We start from the raw sequence: 15,861 nt of genomic DNA, 5'->3' as shown, positions 1-15,861 counted from the left end.
TGTTTCTACACCTTAATCATTTAATATGAAACCTTATACAGAAAATACCATCATCATAGGCGGCGGCTTTGCCGGAATAGAAATCGCCGAAAAACTTCTAAAATCTGGCTATCAATCCAATATTATTTTAATTGATAAAAATAATTACAACTTCTTTCCACCCTTGCTCTATCAAGTAGCCACGGGATTTTTGGATGTTTCGAACATTAGCTATCCTTTTAGAAAATTCTTTAGGAATCATCCTAATTTTTTGTTCAGAATGGGAGAGCTTTTGGAAATCAAACCAGAAGAAAATAAAATCATTTTGAATAATGGCGAATTGACCTATTCGAAATTAATAATCGCCACTGGAACGGTAAGTAATTATTTTGGAAATGAAAATATCCGAAAAAATGCCTTACCGATGAAAACCATCGACGATGCTATCCATCTGAAAAATACAGTTTTGGATAGGCTGGAGGAAGCATCCAGAACAAACGACCTTCAAGAAAGAAAAAGACTTACAACTTTTGTTGTCGCAGGCGGCGGTCCTACAGGAGTAGAGATTGCTGGGATGCTGAGTGAACTCAAACAAAATATCCTCCTCAAAGATTACCCCGAGCTGAATAATGTTACATTTGACATCCACCTGATTGATGGTCTGCCAACGGTTCTCGCTCCGATGAGCAAAGCTTCTCAAGAGTACGCAACACAATCTTTGCAAAAAATGGGAATCAACATCAAATTGGGACAACTCGTCAAAGATTATGTGGATGACGTGGTCTACATTGCCGATGGAACTCAAATTGAAACAAAAAATCTGCTCTGGACTGCCGGCGTTACGGCGCTCGTTTTCAAGGGAATCCCTGAATCCAGCTATGGCAAAGGAAAACGACTGATGGTGGATGCTTACAACAAAGTGCAAGGAACAGAAAATATTTATGCATTGGGCGACACAAGTCTGATGACCGCGGACCCGGCGTTTCCTGATAGTCATCCGCAACTGGCCCAAGTCGCCATTCAGCAGGCGACTTTACTTTCAAAAAATCTGAATGCAATAGCAAAAGGAACTGCACAAAAATCTTTCGTTTACAATGATAAGGGTTCGATGGCAATTATCAGTAGAAATAGGGCGGTGGCAGACCTTACCTCTGGACCGTTCAAACATTTCAATGGATTTTTTGCGTGGTTGATCTGGGTTTTCGTGCACTTATTTTCGTTGATCAATCTTAGAAATAAGATCACGACATTCTTTAATTGGATGAATGCATACTTTACCAAAGACCAGCCTTTGCGAATGATTGTGAATGCAAATCAGGATAAGTAGAGTAAACTCAGAATCGTCTGATATCTTTTTAATAATCAATTTGTTTTTAATAGATAAAAAAAAGGAGAGCTATACGTAATAGCTCTCCTTTCTTGAAATGATAGGAAAAATTTAGTCTTTTAAAATTCTTTCACTCACCTTTTTGCTATTTACAGTTCCAGTGACAATGTAGTTACCTTTTTGTAAGTCTGCAATATTCACTTTTGTAGTTCCTGCTGCATTTGTGGTTTTTACAAGTTGTCCCGACATTGTGTAGATCTGTATGTTTTTCACATCGGATCCAAAAATGATTTCATTATTTTTTACTAATGTATTTTTAATGAAAACAGACTTGCTACTTCCAACATCACCGACTGCTAAAGTACCATCTGTAGCTTGTGGACTCGGGTCTGAAACTGTAAAATCTATTCTATTGTCATTTGTATCTCCAGTGACTCTGGAAATAGAATTGAAAACGGTAGGAGAAGGTGCAGCTCCAGATCCTTCATACTGATCTACAATACCATAGCCTACAAAATCAATCACGTTGGAAGCAGTTGGGCCAGTAACACGGGTATTATTTGTAGCTAATGCAACTTTTCCGGAAGTCAGCCCAATTTGTAATCCAATACCCACTACTGGTCCGGAACCATCTAAGTTTAAAACCACACCCACAATCAAATTAGGATTTAAAAGATTGATTCCGCCTTCACCATCTGAAGCTTGTTGTATCAGATAGGTTTGTCCCGGATATAATGTGATATTTGGTAAATTGTGATACTGTGTAAATTGGCCAGATAGAGGACCATACTGAATGGTTGCTCCGTTGAGTGTTGCGACAGAAGATCCAACATTCTTTAACTCAATGAAGTCGTTGGCAAATAAGGCTCCAAAAATACCGCCACCGGTATAAATTTCATTGATAACAATCTGTGCATTAGACAATGCAAACGAGGACAAAAGTCCAACTAGGGTAAAAATCTTTTTCATAACGTTTTGTTTTAGTGTTATGATAACTTTAACAAGTGTAGTGCCAAGAGTTAATAAATATTTAATATTATTTTTATCAGTATTGTATTTATATGATAATATGTTTTAAAATTCGGTAACGCAATCCCGGAAAAGGCGTTGCTAAAAGCTTTCTATAATATTATTTAGACAGTTTCTAAATTGTTTTTTGATACCATTATTGATTATGTTGTTTTTCAGACAATTACGAAAGTCACTTCTATTATAAATCAATATGCCGTAAAATATTTATAATAGTCGTTTTACTAACTTATGTTTTAAGAATTTACTCACAAAAATTAGATGAAAATCCTATCAAGACATTACATCAAAACATCTACAGTAAGTGATATGGAATTTTAAATATGTTTTTTTATATGGTCACAAGCTTTTAATATATTAAAATCTCTAAATTTTTTTTGGCTTTCTAAGCTTTGTTGTAACTTTTCCGTCGAAAATTTGAAGTTTTATATGTCATGATCGTATAATCAGATATAATTTATTCCTAGTACATTTCAAATCTTGGAATGCAGGTCAAATTTTTATGAATGTTGAAAATATAACCTTTACTCAATTAAAACACGAAGTAAAATCATATGTCAAATTTCTCTAATAAATATACATCCGAAAGCCAAAGAGCTGCAGAGACTGATGCCCGGATGAAAGCTTTAATTGAAGCTACATCTGATGTTGTTTATTCCCTTAGCCCAGACTGGGAAGAGATGCGTGAGCTGGATGGCAGGGGTTTTCTGAAAGATGCGGAGGCACCCTCAAAAAACTGGCGATCTGTAAATATTTATCCGGATGATATGGATTTGGTAAATTCAACTATTGAAAAATGTATTCGTACGAAGAAAATTTTTGAGCTGGAGCACCGTGTGTTGCGTGCGGATGGGACGCCAGGCTGGACTTCCTCAAAAGCAATCCCTATTTTGGATGATAATGACAATATTATAGAATGGTTTGGGATAGCGAAAGACATTACCCAAAGAAAAGAAGCTGAGGAAGCTCTTCAGAATGCCAAGGTACAATCTGACCAACAAAAAAGACTATATGAAACCATTACTTCATCCACACCTGATCTTCTCTACGTATTTGACTTGGATTATCGCTTTACCTACGCCAATGAGGCATTGCTGAACATGTGGGGTAAAACCTGGGATGATTCTATCGGTAAAACTCTGCTCGAGAACGGCTATGAACCTTGGCATGCAGAAATGCACGAGAAAGAAATCGATCAGATCAAGGAAACCAAATTGCCTATCCGTGGCGAAGTATCCTTTCCCCACGCAGTTCTTGGAAGACGGGTTTATGATTATATCTTCACACCTGTCATCAATGAAAATGGTGATCTGGAGGCCATTGCAGGTGCTACCAGAGATGTGACAGAAAGGAAGAAGTGGGAAGAAAATTTGGAAAATAGTTCAAAGGTTTTGCAGGAATTAAATGAAAAGCTGGCCAATACCAATCAGGAACTTGAGATCAGTCTCGCTGAAGTCGCTAAAATCAACGAAGAATTGATAAAAGCTAACGAAAAGATTGAGGAAGGCCAGATTGCATTCCGGTTAGCTGTGAATGCTGCAAATTTCGGGACCTGGTTTGTCCATTCTACGACGAGAGAATTCATTACTGATGCGCGTTCCAAGGAATTGTTTGGATATCACGAAGATGAAACTTTTTCCATTGAGCAGGCTTTGGCACAGATTACGGATGATTACAGACCATACGTTTCAGAAAAACTTGAAAACGCTATTTATAATAATGGAGATTATGATGTAACTTATCCGGTGATAGGATTTCACGACAAGCGTCTCCGCTGGCTGCGTGCCATAGGAAATCTAAAAGCAGATCCTTCCGGTGATTTTTCTGCTTTCAGCGGTATTGTGATGGATATTACGGACCAGTATTTAGCAGATGCTGAGATCAAAAGAGCAGAAGAAAACTTAAGGATGGCAATTGATGCTGCAGGATTAGGGACTTTTCAAATCAGCGACGTTGGCCGGACTTTTACCGCATCACCAAAACTTAAACAATTTTTTGGATTCCATCCAGACGAAGTCATGCCCTATGATGCTGCGGTCAATCAAATACATCCAGACTTTCGGGAATCTGTGGCTGCAAGTGTTGAACGTGCTTTTTCTGAGGGCAGCCGATTCGATATGGAATATCAGATCATTGGCTATCACGATGAAAAAATTAGATGGGTACGCGCGATAGGTGAGGTACAGCACAAAGATGGTAAAGAGTATTTCACAGGTGTCATCAACGAGATTACTGAAAAAAAACTAGACGAAATCCGAAAGAATGATTTTATAGGTATGGTGAGTCATGAGTTGAAAACGCCTCTGACTTCTATGAAAATTTATATCCAGCTGATGCAACGAAAATTTGCGGATACAGAGGATAAGAGCGTTTCAGTAATGTTGGGTAAGGCAGATCATCAGATCAACAAGATGACGACGATGATCAACGGATTTTTAGATATTTCTAGGCTTGAGTCTGGAAAAATACATATTCACAAGGAATCTTTTGATCTCGCTGCATCAATCAAGGAAGCTGAGGAAGAATCGATATCAACAGTGGATAGTCATCAACTCATTTTCGATCCTGTGGAGTCTATCAATGTTAATGCTGATAAAAATAAGATAGGGCAGGTCATCCATAACCTCATCAGTAATGCAGTCAAATATTCTCCGAAAGGAAGTACTATAAAAGTTTCCTGCTATTCAGATAGAGAATTTGCTTATGTGAGTGTAAAAGATGAGGGCAGGGGAATTGATAAGAAAGATGCAGCTCACATTTTCGATCGTTATTATAGAGTAGAGAGTAAAAATATGCACCTCATCTCCGGATTTGGGATTGGACTTTATTTATGCTCGGAAATCATCAATCATCACAATGGTTCCATTGCAGTAGAAAGTGAAATCGGGAAGGGCTCTGAGTTTATTTTTTCATTGCCTTTGTAATTTAATAATAAATAAATTTTACTTCAGATATAGCTTGTAATTAGTTATCAATCAGCATATTTTGTATTTTTAATGAAACTGCATCCATATCGAAGGGTTTTGCAATAAAACCGTTGGCTCCGGCATTGCTTGCGATTTCATTTCCATCCACGCTTGCCGAAAGAATTATGACTGGCAGAGATTCTAGTTCCTTCGTTCCGCGAATAGTTCTTAGGAGTTGATCACCTGACAAGACGGGCATCCAAAGATCCATCAGTAAAAGATCCGGCTTATTGTTATTGATCTCTTTTATTAAGTTGGTGCTGTTGCTTTCTGTATAAACTGTGTAGCCTTCAATTTCGAGCATCATTTCCAACACTTCCAGGATGCCGGCGTCATCATCACAGATCATTATTTTTTTTCCTTCCATGGTTTAGTTTTTCATAATCGGTAAAGTAAAGTTAAAAGTAGATCCTGAACCGATTTCGCTTTCTACCCATAGTGTTCCGTTGTGATTGGCAATGATTTCGTGGCAGATGTATAATCCAATGCCCATTCCCGGAAATTTCTTCTGTATATCCCTTGCGCGGAAAAACCTGTCAAATATTTTTGACTGATCCTGCTGGCTGATTCCCATCCCATAATCTTTAATAGAAACTTTTACGAAGGTACCGACACGATTGCAATAAACATCAATCTTCTTGTTATTGGGAGAATATTTTACGGCATTTGATATCAGATTATTGATCACCTGAGAAATCTGAAGTTCATCGCCCAGGATTGTAGCATTCGTATCACTGCTGATTGTGATTGTGTATTCCGGTGTTGCTAAAGCCAGATTTTCAACGGTATCTCTTAGGAGCTTATCGAGATCAAACGGCTCATTGTGAATCTCAATATTTCCGGATTGTATCTTCGAAGTATCCAACAGTTCCGAAATCAGATTATTAAGTCTGTCCACATACACGGATACTTTTCCAAGTGTTGATACAAATTTGTCTGAAGCATTGTCAGGAACCATTCTTTCCAGAAGCTGGACAAAACCTTTTATCGTTGTCAACGGAGTTTTCAGTTCGTGACTGGCGATGGAAAGGAAATCATCCTTGCGGCGGTCAATTTCTTTTTTATCTGTAATGTCCTCAATAGCAATAAGAATGCGGTCTTTATATTGACCTTCAAATTCGACTCTGTAGGCATTAACCAACATAATTTTTTTCCCTATGTATGGAAAGTCGTGTTCCACTTCAAAATCGATTACGGGATTATTAGTCGGTAGTATTTTCGTCAATAATACTTTCAAAGCTTCAATATCCCACTGGTGGTTACCAAGCTCGAATAATATCTTTCCAACAGTATCTTCCGGAGTTACTTTGAATGAATTTAAAAAGTGTGTGTTTGCGCTGAGTACTCTGTAGTCTGCATCTAGAACCAAAAGGCTTTCTCGAACGGTTTGGATGATACTGGAAAGAAACGCTTCATTTTCATTAAGCTCTCTTGTGCGTTCTTCTATCTTTTTTTCTACGGATGCTTTTTCTTCGCGCAGTTCTGTTTCATATTTTTTGCGGTCAGTAATGTCGTTTTGTACACCTATGAAATGGGTCACATTGCCTGCTTTGTCCTTTACTGGCGAGATTGTGAGCTCATTCCAGAACAACGTGCCGTTTTTCTTATAATTTCTGATTTCCAACTTGCATTCTTCTCCATTTTTCACGGCATCTTTTATGATTTGGCGTTCAGGTTGTGTACGATCCTGAGCCTGTAAAAAACGACAGTTGTGACCAATGATTTCATTATGTGCGTAGCCGGTGATATTTTCAAAAGCCTGATTGCAATAGATGATCGGATTATCAGGCTGCCTGTTATCCGTAATGATGATGCCTGATTTTGCTGAGTTGAGCGCCTGCAGGTAAATGTTGTTATCTAAATTATCATTCACCTCGCCGCTGTCAATATATGTTTCCAATGTTGACTGTTTTAAATACTATATTAATTATCGTAACGTAACTAAGTACTGCACGACTTGATCTTTTCGAAAAAAGAATAAACCAAAATTATGCCCCTAAATATTATTCTTTCTGAACCTGTACTAATTATGTCCTAAATTTTTTATTTTCTCTTAATTTATAAATAATTTGGTTCATTAGGAATAGTAAACCAAAAACTACTTCCTCCTCCCAATTGACTTTCTACGCCTATTTCACCACCGTGTTTTCTTATTATTTCTGCGGAAATGTACAAGCCAAGACCTAGTCCAGAATAGCCTTTACCCTTATGACTTGCCCTGTAATATCTGTCAAAGATATAGGGTTGTACTTGCGGATCTATTCCTTCTCCATAATCTTTAACACTTACTTTTACTGCATCTGATAACTGTTCCACAATCAATTCGATTGTTTTTGAGTGTGGTGCGTATTTTACAGCGTTATTCACAAAATTAACAACCACCTGATCAATGCGGTGCTCATCTGCATAAATTTTGGCGTTCAAATCACCTTTGACTACAAGGTCATGCTTTCCATCGATTCGGACGTGGTCACAGCATACATTCAGCATTTCTGATACGGTAAACCATTCTTTTGACAGTTCCAGATGTCCTCCAGTAACACGGTGGATATTCAGAAGATCATCCACAAGTTTGTTGAGTTTCTCGAGACTGTTCGCAGATTGGTCGATTAGCCTTGGTACCATCTCGTGCGTTGGTTTATCCCGTAGTCTTTGCAGGAGCTGGAGTGTTGCCTTAAGACTTGTAATAGGAGTTTTGAGTTCGTGGCTGGCAATCCCGAGGAAATCATCTTTCTGGGTTTCGTAATTTTTACGTTTCGTAATGTCCACCGTAACGCCAATCATATTGGTCGCAGTACCTTCCTCATTGAAGCTTGGCTGTCCCGAGGCGCTGATCCAGTGCAGCGACTCATCTGGCCAGCGTACGAGATATTCCGCTGTAAAAGATGTGTGGTTTTCTATCGACTGATTAATTTTTTCTTTAATTGTATCTCTGTATTCTGGTAGTATGATGGTCATTAATTCATCGAAATCAAATGGATGCTCGTTGCTTAGTCCATAATTAGCCTTGCATTGTGCCGAAGAGCTTATTTTTCCGCTGATTAGATCAAGATTATAAGAACCCAATTCCCCAGCACGCAACGCGATCTGAAGCTGCTGGTTGAGATCTTCTAGGGCTAATCTTTTATTGATACGCTCTGTGACTTCATTTGCGATGACAATAATAGCAATAGTTTCATCTTTGTCATTTTTTAATGGCTCATAGATAAAATCAAAATAATGATCCTGCAGATTCCCATCTGTCTCCAGCTTTACCAATGCAGTGTCACCGAGATAGGTTTTTCCCGTACTGAAAACCTGATTCAGAAGAGAAAAATACGGTTGATCTTTCAGTTCCGGGAGTGCTTCTGTGATTGGTTGTCCAATTACTTCTTCTGTTTTACCCCAGATGTGGAGGATCATATTGTTCGCAACTTCTATGATCAAATCGGGACCAGTCAGGATACCAAAGGCTACCGGTGCTTTGCTGATAAAAGATTGTAATCTCAGTTCACTTTTTTGAAGATCATTATTTAAAATCGTGGTTAGTTCTGAAGATCTGTTCAATTCTTCATTTGCCATGCTCAGTTGCTCATTGGTAGCCTCCATCTCAACATTGAATTCTGAAAGATTCTGTAACGCTTCTTCCACCTTTTGCCGGGTTTCTACAAGATCCTGATTGGATTTCTGAAGTTCATCAATCGTGTCAAGGGAAGATCTTCTCAATTCAATATGATCCATCGCTGTTTTTGCAAGACCTTCCAGGATAAGCCTATCAGAATCAGAAAACTCGCGAGGCTTTTGGTCTATGATGCATAAAGTTCCTATCAGAAAACCGTCGTGTGTGATGAGTGGTGCGCCTGCATAAAATCTCAATCCAAAGTCTCCTGTCACATTAGGATTTGCCATCAGACAAGGCTCTTTTAAAGCATCTTCGAAGACAGTTACTTCTTTATCCAGGACGGCTAGTGCACAAAGACTTTTGCCTCTGTTGGCTTCCCTAGCTTTTCCCATCCCAATATTGGCTTTGAAAAAAACAGATTCTGCATCCACCAAAGATAGAAGAGATATAGGAACATCAAAGATTTGTGTCGCCAACTTTGCCAGGCCATCAAAACTATCTTCTGAAGGTGTATCCGTAATCCTGTACCGGTGCAGCGCATCGAGACGTTCTGCATCATTTTCAGGCACGATGTTTTTGCCAAAAGTATTTTCGATCATATTCCTAATAAAAAAGCAAAAGTAAATATAAATAAATTCTTAATTTAAAATATATGATTTAACTGCCTAACCTTAACATTTTTTTATCCGAAACTATAATAATTAAAAAAAAGGAAAAGTGCCTGAATATCGATGTTCTATCTGCATTGTTCTCGATTTCGTAATATGTTTATAGAGTTGTATTTACCCGCTTGTTATTTTTAGCATACAATTTGCAGACAAGAATTTGACTGATGATTTTATGAATAATTAACACAAATGATTGAAAGGATACATTATTATTAACTGATTGATATTAATTTGATATTAGTATTTGTTTATAATTATTTGATCCATTTATATAAAGAGTCCGTTGATTTCCAATAAAACATCAACAATAAAAGTAATTAGACCAGTGGCTGAAAATAATTTTCCAATAATGTCCGACACAGAGCTGTATTTATTAATCAAAGAAAGAAGTAAATCAGGATTTGAATATATGTATTCCAGATATAGTTGCATCTTGTATGGACTGGCAGTAAAAGCCGTAAAATCTAAAGAATATGCGGAGGAAATCGTAGAGCAGACATTTACTAAAATTTGGAAATCCATTGATCTTTTCATCAATCAAAATGCATCAATGAATGTCTGGATTATACAGAAGTTAATTATGACAATTCAGGAATACTTGACGTCCAAGAGTATTACTTATACATTAAAAACCAATCATTTTCCAGCTTTCAGTTTTGAGTTAGCAGAGGAAGATATCGATTATTACAAATCTCCCGACATTATTACACTCAACCTAAACGTGATATAAGAAAAGCAGCTCCATAAATTTTGATCAGAAAAAGTTCTATCGAAATTATCTTCAATATTGAAATTTAGCTTAGTCTCAAAGTATTGATTGCAGCAACCCATTCATCGCGACCACATCTTGCGCATTCCTGCTTTCCCGATTCTAATTCTTCGGTTTGACCACAGTAACTGCAGGCGTAAACATCTTTTTTTGGAATTGAAATGTGTTTTTTCTTGTAAACTTTTGGTAGAACTGGCAGCCCATAAACAACTTCCTCGTCCTTAAAATAATAAAAACTGATATTGCCTGTAGTTTCCAAAATGGCAGTTTTTACCTGACCCACATGCTCAATAGACTGCTGCCTCATTTCCGAAAAAAATTCATCCTTGGCAAACGTATGATCCTTTCTGATTCCTAAAACGAATTTACCATCTTCTATCACATACAATGGTTCGCCTTCTATGATATCTTCGAATTTTTCACTTTTCATAGCGAAGTAGGTAATCGTTCGGTAAAGCGCAATGATAGAAACAAATACAATGACAGACGGAAGAATTGGAGTGTCCTTAGCAAACATTGGATCTCCCGCTGCTGAGCCGAGAGCTATGATAATCGCTACTTCGAAAAGTGAAAGCTGCCGGACGCCTTTTTTACCCGATAAGCGCAGGATCAGCAAAACCATGCTGAACATAATAATCGTGCGGAGTACAATTTCCAGCGTAAAACTGAAATCTAGGTCACCAATAAAAATCTTATTCCAGTCCCAATTCATAGTATCATATTAAGTTCTTTTTGATACAAAATTCCCGCCAAGCATTATCAGCAAAAACAATCTCATAATGAATGAAATAAAATATAACCAGAATGTATTAAAATTTTTTTTCAGTTTATAATATGACCCTAATCATAATATTCATTCTAAGTTCTGTTTATTTTTGAATTGAAAATTTAAACTATGCTCGATTTCTACTCTCTTAATACCACTGATTTCTCTTCCCAAACTATCCGATTCATCAATAAACTGTAATTTTTAAGTAAGGAAAGTTCGATGGCTATTGAAGAGTTAATTGCGAAAGCAGGAATTGGCAGGGTAAAGACGTATGATGCTGGAGATATTATTTTTTCCGAAGGTAGTGAGCCCAACTATTATTATCAGATTATTGAGGGTAATGTAAAGCTTAATAATTATGACGAGGATGGAAAAGAATCTATCCAAAACATCGTTACAAAAGGGCAGAGTGTAGGCGAATTTCTTCTGTTTATCAAAAAGAAATATCCTGCAAATGCTGTTGCAATTTCTGACTGCAAAATTTTAAGAATCTCCAAAATCAAATTTTTTAAAATTTTGGATGATCATCCTGAACTGAAAATGGATATGATTCAGAATTTGTCGGAATCTATGTTTTTGAAATTCGTAATGAGGCAGATTCTGTCTATCAAAGATCCTGCAACGAAACTCAGGGTTTTGATGGATCATCTCAAAGGCCTCCAGACGGACATCTCTGCATTTTCGTTTCAGGTTCCTTTAACCAGACAACAAATGGCCAGCCTGACAGGGATGAGAGTGGAGACCACAATCAGAACCTTGAAATCTATGGAAAGAGAGAATGTGGTCAAAATAGTCAATAGAAAAATCTTTTATTAATAAAGCATCAATAATATATTTTCCCACCAATAATCTTCAGAATACCTTCCTTTTCAAACTTCTTGATATTCCGGATCACCGTTTCTATTCTAAGACCTGTCATTGCAGCAATCTGCTGACGTGTCAAAGGAACTTGAAATGAAAATTGGCTCTGGTCCGGGCTGAAACTTTTGTGATAATCCAGTACGCCTTTTATTCTGACATTGGCGTGGAGAGAAGAATTATTCTCAAGCATAATGTATTTTTGGTACAAGCGCTCGGCCAGAAAATTATTGATTTCCCTTGATATTTTTGGATGATCGTCCAGCATCTTAATGAATTTGGACTTAGACAACCTAAGTACAGTCGCGTGGTCAAACACTACAGCATTGACGGGAAAAGTGTGATCTATAAACAACAGCATTTCACAGACACTCAATCCTTCGTTTAGAATCGCAAAGATGAGTTCTTTTCCTTCTTCGTTATAATGGTTTAATTTGACGCCTCCAGAGATAATCTGGTAATAATTTTTGGGTGTCTCGTTTTCACTGAAAATGACATCGCCCTGTTTGTAATGTTCAACGGTAGCTCCATAGTCCTTAAGTAGTAATTCTGGTATCAGCATATTTAAATACAATTGTTTATTTAATTAAATTTAGAACAACTAATTTTTATGCCGAAAAATAATACGAATTGAGACAGGCCGGCAAAAGACAAAATAATATCGTAATGGATCGCAACATATTATTTTTCATTATGATAAGATAAATTATGTATTATTTGCAACGCTCCATCGTAAAATAACAAACGCTTATTATTAACTCATTTCTAAAGTTAATAATTTCAATTTTTGATGATCGGACTGATGTGATCCAAATCATATTAATAGAAAGCAATGTTTTTTACTTTTGTGCCTGAGACTTGACAAAATTAGGTTTAATGAGTAATAAGAAAATTTTAATCTTTGATGATGATATTGCCACGCTGGAAGTGGTTTCGATTATTTTTAAAGATTTGGGATATCAAGTTGAGATTGCCGAAACAGCAGATGATATTATTTCCAAAGTCAGCCTTTTTAAGCCAGATTTAATTATGATGGATATTAGCATTCCTGTCATTGGCGGTATAGAAGCCACCCGCTTATTAAAAAGCCAGGAGATTTACAATGAGATTCCGGTAATGATTATTACTGCTAACAATGATATCGAACAATTGTCCGCCAGAGCTAATGCAGATGCATACCTCTCAAAGCCATTTGATCTGAATGAACTTGAGGAAAAAGTTGCTAATTTACTAACCTAAAATTCCTCAGAAGTCATCTAATCATATCTTTTTCAAGGCAGATGATTTATGAACAGCTGTTTTGCCGGTCTTTTCACTCATCACCTCATACTGCGGATTTTCCTCGCTTGCTCTTCTTTGCCTGTTCATAAAGACAAAATCCTTGGTATGAATATTTGTGATGATTCCATGTGTTTCTCCAAACTGGAATTTCCATTTCACGTGATCTCCTTTTTTCAACATTGTTCTACTTTTTAAGTTGTTCAAAATTTACCAAATATCATACCTCTAGAAATTTGAAACAGAAATTGGTTGTTTGTTTTTGATTAATGTCTGGCCGGATACAGATGTCAAACTTCATTATTAAGCAGATAAAATTTAATTTTTTGATGAAAATGATTGAGGTCATAAGAAAAGGGTCTTTGTTTTGCTAATTTCGTTTAGCTACAGTACAAAAGTACGGTGTGGCTTTAAAAAAGATCCATTATTTATGATTCTAAAATCATCGCAAATCGGTGTTAGTTCTGATGAACTTTCGGTAAGATCACTTATTTTTTTTATTGTTGAATTGAAAAATTTACTCAATTATATTGGAAGCCGAATGCTGCAATATGATGAAACTATATCCATTGCCGAGAGTGTGACTTCTGGCTTTCTGCAGTTTTCATTTTCACAGATGAAAGACGCTTCCAGGTTTTTTGTCGGCGGAATGACCGTTTACAGCCAGGACGAGAAAGTTAGCCTTCTGGAGGTGGATCCAAGTGAGGCAGAGAACACCAACAGTGTATCTTCCCTTGTTGCAGATACTATGGCATTGAACGTGGCAAAGTTGTATAAAACAGATTGGTCCATAGCCGTCACAGGTTATGCGGCGCCAGTGGAAGAATCCAATAAGAAACTTTACGCTTATTTTTCCATCTCCTACAAAGGAACCGTGATCTTGTCCGAAAGATTGGATCTGCATTCCCGAACAAAAGCCGTGAATGCCCAATTGTATTACACCGAATTTATTTTAGGATGCTTTAAACTAGAATTGGACAAACTAAAACAAGAACGTGTGGTCAATGGATAAAGTAGATTTATTATCAACAGTCTCTATGATTTATTTAATAAAGATTTTTAAACTATCAATTTCATCAAGCAAAAATAGATTGTAGATAAGTTTCCACAGAATCATAGTTGTTGACCTGCAATTTCTTCTTCAACCTCATCTTACAGGCTCTCACACTTTGCGGAGAAATGCCAAGGATGTTTGCCATTTCATTACCGTTCAATTTTAATGTCATTAGAACCAAGATCCTTACCTCAGCCTCCGTGACAGCGATTGCACTTTGTCTAATTTTAATGAAGAAATCCGGATATATTTCTGCAAATCGTTTTTTAAATTTATCCCAACCATCATCTGTAAATATTTTTTGTTCTAGAAGTTCGCTGACTTCATAATCAATATCGATTGGTTCTTTTTCAGGCTTTTGCAGTTTGCTGATGATATTGTTTTTGTCCGTAAGGTCGATGATGTAGGTTTTAAGATCTTCTTCCTTGCTTTGGATCAGTTGTTTAGAATTTTCAAGTTCCAATTCCAATTGTTTTTTTCTGAATTTGATGACCGAAAGATAGCGGTAGATAAAAAATGCAGAGATCAGCAAAGCAATCAGAACGCAAGCACCAACGAACATAAATCGGTCATTGGCAATCCTCTGTTCATTTTGTAGATTTTTGATGCGAAGATTTTTGACCTCGATGCCAAGATTGGCCTGAAACTGCGACAATATTTTACTTTGATTCGCTTTCATCAGACTTTTTTCTACCTCATAATGTTTCTTGTAATAGTACAACGCAGAATCTTTAACCTTAAAAAGGTCAAAAGTGTGGGAAAGCTCATACAATCCCTCACTCACACGCACTTTACTTTTGATGGAGTAACTCATTTTCAGACATTTGCGAGCTGCATCCAGTGCTTCCGCTTGATGACCTTGCTTAGCATAGATGGTGCTTATATTCTGATAGGCCGTTGCCATACCTTCTGTGTAGTTTATTTTCTCACACTCGTCTAATGATAAAAGGTAGAATTTCAAGGCCTGAACATAATCCTTCGAGTAGCGGTAGATCTGACCTTGATTGTTGTATGCAATGGCCAGATCCCTAGGTTTATCAATGTCTTTGAAAAGCCTGATGGCTTCATTATTTTGAACAAATGCTTCATTGAAGTTTCGTTGCTCTTTTAAGATGATCGCACGGTTGGTATGCGTGAGTCCCAATAGTCTTTTCATTCCCGTTTTTTCTGCCAATGCAGCGGCTTCGGTGTAGCATTCCATAGCGGCAGTGTTATTTTCGAGACGCCAATGCACCAGTCCAAGATTGTTGAGCAAGGTTGCTGTTTCAGCTTCATCACCAGATGCTTTTACTTTTTGATAAGCCTTGGTAAAATAGTGGAGTGCTTCCTGATAGTTTCCGAGATGCCACTGCTCATCGCCCAAGTTCCTAAGGTCAGCCGATGTACTCTTCGGAGAGTTTTTATCTTTAAAAGTGCGTTCCGCATTATCGCTGCAGGAAAGCGCGAACAGTAAAATTAAACATAGATTTATTATAGATTTTAGTTTGCTCATCTTCAGTATAATAATCAAATTTAAATTTTTATACTTCATAAACAAAAAAAGACTCTGGATATTTACCCAGA

The 15,861-nt window shown here is 37.1% G+C and carries 14 protein-coding genes; 6 read left to right on the top strand and 8 right to left on the bottom strand.

All coding sequences use genetic code 11. The features are described from left to right. Nucleotides 1–25: 25 nt before the first annotated feature. Nucleotides 26–1,306, top strand: coding sequence for an NAD(P)/FAD-dependent oxidoreductase (locus tag PQ459_11700; protein ID WDF45561.1), 1,281 nt, complete (start codon nucleotides 26–28; stop codon nucleotides 1,304–1,306). 111 nt (nucleotides 1,307–1,417) lie between these two features. On the opposite strand, the gene PQ459_11695 is transcribed toward PQ459_11700, so the two are convergent. Further along, nucleotides 1,418–2,275: a lamin tail domain-containing protein gene (locus tag PQ459_11695; GenBank protein ID WDF45560.1), complete on the bottom strand. Its 858-nt coding sequence runs from the start codon at nucleotides 2,273–2,275 to the stop codon at nucleotides 1,418–1,420. Between the two features lie 614 nt (nucleotides 2,276–2,889). On the opposite strand from PQ459_11695, the gene PQ459_11690 reads away from it, so the two are divergent. After that, complete coding sequence (locus PQ459_11690; GenBank protein WDF45559.1) at nucleotides 2,890–5,259, top strand: PAS domain-containing sensor histidine kinase; 2,370 nt, start codon at nucleotides 2,890–2,892, stop codon at nucleotides 5,257–5,259. 40 nt (nucleotides 5,260–5,299) lie between these two features. On the opposite strand, the gene PQ459_11685 is transcribed toward PQ459_11690, so the two are convergent. The 3 genes from PQ459_11685 to PQ459_11675 form a co-directional block, all read right to left on the bottom strand. Further along, nucleotides 5,300–5,668, bottom strand: a complete 369-nt coding sequence (locus tag PQ459_11685) for a response regulator (GenBank protein ID WDF45558.1) — start codon at nucleotides 5,666–5,668, stop codon at nucleotides 5,300–5,302. 3 nt (nucleotides 5,669–5,671) lie between these two features. Beyond that, nucleotides 5,672–7,201 carry a PAS domain-containing protein gene (locus PQ459_11680; protein ID WDF45557.1) on the bottom strand — a complete coding sequence of 510 codons (1,530 nt, stop codon included), beginning with the start codon at nucleotides 7,199–7,201 and terminating at the stop codon, nucleotides 5,672–5,674. A gap of 158 nt (nucleotides 7,202–7,359) precedes the next feature. Beyond that, the gene (locus PQ459_11675; protein WDF45556.1) at nucleotides 7,360–9,501 is read right to left on the bottom strand and encodes an ATP-binding protein; all 2,142 of its coding nucleotides are present in this window, start codon (nucleotides 9,499–9,501) and stop codon (nucleotides 7,360–7,362) included. A 418-nt stretch (nucleotides 9,502–9,919) separates the two neighbouring features. Between PQ459_11675 and PQ459_11670 the strand changes: the two genes are divergently transcribed. Beyond that, the gene (locus PQ459_11670) at nucleotides 9,920–10,300 is read left to right on the top strand and encodes a sigma factor (GenBank protein WDF45555.1); all 381 of its coding nucleotides are present in this window, start codon (nucleotides 9,920–9,922) and stop codon (nucleotides 10,298–10,300) included. Between the two features lie 64 nt (nucleotides 10,301–10,364). Here the strand turns inward: PQ459_11670 and PQ459_11665 are convergent, their stop codons facing one another. After that, on the bottom strand, nucleotides 10,365–11,051 hold the full coding sequence (locus PQ459_11665) for a DUF421 domain-containing protein (protein ID WDF45554.1): 687 nt from the start codon (nucleotides 11,049–11,051) through the stop codon (nucleotides 10,365–10,367). Nucleotides 11,052–11,327: 276 nt separating this feature from the next. On the opposite strand from PQ459_11665, the gene PQ459_11660 reads away from it, so the two are divergent. Continuing rightward, nucleotides 11,328–11,924 carry a Crp/Fnr family transcriptional regulator gene (locus tag PQ459_11660; GenBank protein ID WDF45553.1) on the top strand — a complete coding sequence of 199 codons (597 nt, stop codon included), beginning with the start codon at nucleotides 11,328–11,330 and terminating at the stop codon, nucleotides 11,922–11,924. Nucleotides 11,925–11,931: 7 nt separating this feature from the next. On the opposite strand, the gene PQ459_11655 is transcribed toward PQ459_11660, so the two are convergent. Beyond that, nucleotides 11,932–12,528 (bottom strand): Crp/Fnr family transcriptional regulator, encoded by a 597-nt coding sequence (locus tag PQ459_11655; GenBank protein ID WDF45552.1) that lies wholly within the window; start codon nucleotides 12,526–12,528, stop codon nucleotides 11,932–11,934. A 314-nt stretch (nucleotides 12,529–12,842) separates the two neighbouring features. Between PQ459_11655 and PQ459_11650 the strand changes: the two genes are divergently transcribed. After that, nucleotides 12,843–13,205, top strand: a complete 363-nt coding sequence (locus PQ459_11650; GenBank protein WDF45551.1) for a response regulator — start codon at nucleotides 12,843–12,845, stop codon at nucleotides 13,203–13,205. A gap of 21 nt (nucleotides 13,206–13,226) precedes the next feature. Here the strand turns inward: PQ459_11650 and PQ459_11645 are convergent, their stop codons facing one another. Further along, nucleotides 13,227–13,427, bottom strand: coding sequence for a DUF2945 domain-containing protein (locus PQ459_11645; protein WDF45550.1), 201 nt, complete (start codon nucleotides 13,425–13,427; stop codon nucleotides 13,227–13,229). 325 nt (nucleotides 13,428–13,752) lie between these two features. On the opposite strand from PQ459_11645, the gene PQ459_11640 reads away from it, so the two are divergent. Beyond that, nucleotides 13,753–14,256, top strand: a complete 504-nt coding sequence (locus PQ459_11640) for a CinA family protein (protein ID WDF45549.1) — start codon at nucleotides 13,753–13,755, stop codon at nucleotides 14,254–14,256. Nucleotides 14,257–14,320: 64 nt separating this feature from the next. On the opposite strand, the gene PQ459_11635 is transcribed toward PQ459_11640, so the two are convergent. After that, complete coding sequence (locus PQ459_11635) at nucleotides 14,321–15,790, bottom strand: tetratricopeptide repeat protein (GenBank protein ID WDF45548.1); 1,470 nt, start codon at nucleotides 15,788–15,790, stop codon at nucleotides 14,321–14,323. Nucleotides 15,791–15,861 lie beyond the last annotated feature (71 nt).

Origin of the sequence: Chryseobacterium sp. KACC 21268 (genome assembly GCA_028736075.1) — a bacterium.
In the GTDB taxonomy this organism is placed as follows: Bacteria; Bacteroidota; Bacteroidia; order Flavobacteriales; family Weeksellaceae; genus Epilithonimonas.
This window is presented reverse-complemented; position numbering and strand designations above follow the sequence as displayed.

Bases quoted from the DNA above. Each gene is read 5' to 3' on its own strand.
- PQ459_11655 (WDF45552.1), bottom strand. From the start codon at position 12,528: ATGCTGATACCAGAATTACTACTTAAGGACTATGGAGCTACCGTTGAA.
- PQ459_11700 (WDF45561.1), top strand. From the start codon at position 26: ATGAAACCTTATACAGAAAATACCATCATCATAGGCGGCGGCTTTGCC.
- PQ459_11670 (WDF45555.1), top strand. From the start codon at position 9,920: ATGTCCGACACAGAGCTGTATTTATTAATCAAAGAAAGAAGTAAATCA.
- PQ459_11665 (WDF45554.1), bottom strand. From the start codon at position 11,051: ATGAATTGGGACTGGAATAAGATTTTTATTGGTGACCTAGATTTCAGT.
- PQ459_11695 (WDF45560.1), bottom strand. From the start codon at position 2,275: ATGAAAAAGATTTTTACCCTAGTTGGACTTTTGTCCTCGTTTGCATTG.
- PQ459_11690 (WDF45559.1), top strand. From the start codon at position 2,890: ATGTCAAATTTCTCTAATAAATATACATCCGAAAGCCAAAGAGCTGCA.
- PQ459_11675 (WDF45556.1), bottom strand. From the start codon at position 9,501: ATGATCGAAAATACTTTTGGCAAAAACATCGTGCCTGAAAATGATGCA.
- PQ459_11685 (WDF45558.1), bottom strand. From the start codon at position 5,668: ATGGAAGGAAAAAAAATAATGATCTGTGATGATGACGCCGGCATCCTG.
- PQ459_11645 (WDF45550.1), bottom strand. From the start codon at position 13,427: ATGTTGAAAAAAGGAGATCACGTGAAATGGAAATTCCAGTTTGGAGAA.
- PQ459_11635 (WDF45548.1), bottom strand. From the start codon at position 15,790: ATGAGCAAACTAAAATCTATAATAAATCTATGTTTAATTTTACTGTTC.
- PQ459_11660 (WDF45553.1), top strand. From the start codon at position 11,328: ATGGCTATTGAAGAGTTAATTGCGAAAGCAGGAATTGGCAGGGTAAAG.
- PQ459_11650 (WDF45551.1), top strand. From the start codon at position 12,843: ATGAGTAATAAGAAAATTTTAATCTTTGATGATGATATTGCCACGCTG.